The 2,832-nt window shown below is 75.0% G+C and carries 2 protein-coding genes; both read right to left on the bottom strand.

Annotated features, from left to right (window positions below):
• On the bottom strand, positions 1-640 hold a 640-nt coding region (locus AB8Z36_RS37575), incomplete at its 3' end, for an SWIM zinc finger family protein (protein ID WP_369217864.1).
• Positions 637-2,832, bottom strand: a 2,196-nt coding sequence (locus AB8Z36_RS37570) for a DEAD/DEAH box helicase (protein WP_369217863.1), incomplete at its 5' end; no start/stop codon positions are given. The genes AB8Z36_RS37575 and AB8Z36_RS37570, both read right to left, overlap by 4 nt.

The raw sequence follows: 2,832 nt of genomic DNA, 5'->3' as shown, positions 1-2,832 counted from the left end.
CCTCCGCCGCCGTCGCCCGCGCGTTGCGACGGGCCAGCTCGTCCAGGAGGTCCGCCTCCTCGCCGCCGCGCAGGAGGAACAGGACGAAGGGGTCGGCGTCCAGGAGGCGGGCCGTCTGGTACGCCAGGGCCGCCGCGTGCTTGCAGGGGTGGCCGCGGTCCGGGCAGGTGCAGGAGGGGGACAGCTCGCGGGCGCCCGGCAGGAGGGGCACGTCCGTACGGGCCGCCGCGTCGGCGAGGGCGTGCGGCATGTCCTTGTCCAGGAGCGCCGCGATGTGCGCGGCGTCCGCCGTCACCGCGTCCAGGAAGCGGTCCCAGTGTTCGGGCAGCATCGTGCGCAGGCGGATCTCCGCGCGGTAGGGGCGGGGGCGGCTGCCGTGGACGTAGGCGACGATGCGGCCGGGCGCGACGGTGATCGTGTCGACGGCGCCGTCCCTGGCGTACGTCCTGCCGCGCGCCAGACGGGCCTGGTCGAGGGCGCTCGTCTTCAGCGCGTCGATCCAGGCGTTCCCCCACCAGGTCGCGGCGAAGGGTGCCTCCGGGTCGGGGTGCGGCGGCAGCGCGGGGAAGACGCGTCCGCTGCCCATGCGGCTCGTCTCGCTCATTCCGCTGGCCCAGCCCAGGCCGCCCCGGCGCCTCATGCCGCCCTCCGCAGCGCGACCAGGTCCGCGAGCTCCGCGTCGGACAGCTCCGTGAGGGCCGCTTCGCCGCCGTCGCCGAGCACCGCGTCCGCCAGCGCCTGCTTCGCGGCGAGCAGTTCGGCGATGCGGTCCTCCACCGTGCCCTCGGTGATGAGGCGGTGGACCTGGACGGGCCGGGTCTGGCCGATGCGGTAGGCGCGGTCGGTGGCCTGCTCCTCGACCGCGGGGTTCCACCAGCGGTCGTAGTGGATGACGTGGCCCGCGCGGGTGAGATTCAGACCCGTCCCCGCCGCCTTGAGGGAGAGCAGGAAGACCGGCACCTCGCCCGACTGGAAGCGGTCCACCATCTCCTCGCGCCGCGCCACCGGCGTGCCGCCGTGCAGGAGTTGGGCGCCGACGCCCCTGGCCGAGAGGTGCGCCTCCAGGAGCCGCGCCATCTCCACGTACTGCGTGAAGATCAGGACGGCGCCCGCGCTCTCCGACTCCGTGAGGATGGTGTCCAGGAGTTCGTCGAGCAGCTCCAGCTTGCCCGAGCGGGGACGGCCCGACCGCGTGGTCAGCGCGCCGTCCTTCAGGTACTGCGCCGGGTGGTTGCAGATCTGCTTCAGCGCCATCAGCAGCTTCATCACCAGGCCGCGCCGCGCTATGCCCTTCGAGGCCTCGATGCGGGCCAGTGTCTCGCGGACCACCGCTTCGTAGAGCGAGGTCTGTTCGCGGGTGAGCGTGACCGGGTGGTCCGTCTCCGTCTTCGGCGGGAGCTCCGGGGCGATGCCGGGGTCGGACTTCTTGCGGCGGAGGAGGAAGGGGCGCACGAGACGGGCCAGGCGGACCATCGCCTCGTCGTTCTCGGCCTGCTCCCCGCCCTCCACCAGGCGCGCGTGCCGGGCGCGGAACGCCTTGAGGGGGCCGAGCAGTCCGGGGGTCGTCCAGTCGAGGAGGGCCCAGAGCTCGGAGAGGTTGTTCTCCACGGGGGTGCCGGTGAGGGCGACGCGGGCGGGCGAGGGGATGGTGCGCAGCGCCTTCGCCGTGGCCGCGTGCGGATTCTTGACGTGCTGTGCCTCGTCGGCGACGACCAGGCCCCACGGCCGCGCGGCGAGCTCGGCGGCGCTCGAACGCATCGTGGCGTACGTGGTGAGGACGAAGCCGCCGGTCAGGCCCGCGAGGGTGCGGTCAGGGCCGTGGAAGCGGCGCACCGGCACGCCCGGCGCGAAGCGCTCGATCTCCCGCTGCCAGTTGCCGAGCAGCGAGGCGGGGCAGACCACCAGGGTCGGCGCGGGGTGCGCGCGGTGGAGGTGCAGGGCGATCAGCGTGATCGTCTTGCCGAGGCCCATGTCGTCGGCGAGGCAGCCGCCGAGACCCAGCGAGGTCATGCGGTCCAGCCAGGCGAGCCCGCGGAGCTGGTAGTCGCGGAGCGTCGCGTGCAGGCCGGGGGGCTGGGCGATGGCCGCGAGGTCCCCGGTCACCCGCTCGCGCAGTCCCGCCAGGGCGCCGACGGGCACGGCGGGCACCCGCTCCCCGTCGACCTCGGCCGTGCCGGTGAGCGCCACGGAGAGGGCGTCCACCGGGTCGAGCAGTCCGAGGTCCCGCTTGCGCGCCTTGCGGACGAGCTCGGGGTCGACCACCACCCACTGGTCGCGGAGGCGGACGACCGGGCGGTGCGCCTCGGCGAGAAGGTCGAGCTCCGCCTCGGTCAGCGGGTCGCCGGGCCGGTCGCCGAGCGCGAGCTGCCAGCGGAACTCCAGGAGTTCCTCGGTCTTGAAGAAGTCGAAGTTGTCGGCGGCGGTGCCGGGCGCGGGGCGGACGACGGCCGTGGCGGTGAGGCCGCGCGTCAGCTCGCGCGGCCAGTGGACGGTCACGCCCGCCGCGCCGAGACGGCCAGCCGCCGCGCCCAGCAGGTCGTACAACTCCTCCTCGCTCAGGGGGAGCACGTCTGGGAGCCGCCGCTCCAGCAGGCGGGCCAGGGGTGGCCAGACGCGGGCCGCGCGGCGCACCGCGAGCAGGGTGTCCACCTGGGCGCGGGGGCCGAAGTGGTCCGCGCCCGCCCAGAGTCCCGGCACGTCGGTGACGAGCGAGGGGTCGGCGAGGCTGTGCACCTGGACGACGGCCGCGGCGGGGCTGGCCACGGCCGCGCGGGAGACTCCGTCGGCGGAGCCGGTCTCCGCCCGGTCCCTCTCCCCCGGGCCGCTCTCCGC

The organism is Streptomyces flavofungini, assembly GCF_041028215.1.
GTDB lineage: Bacteria > Actinomycetota > Actinomycetes > Streptomycetales > Streptomycetaceae > Streptomyces > Streptomyces flavofungini_B.
Note: the sequence above shows the minus strand (reverse complement) of the source record. Positions and strands in the feature narration are given on the sequence as shown.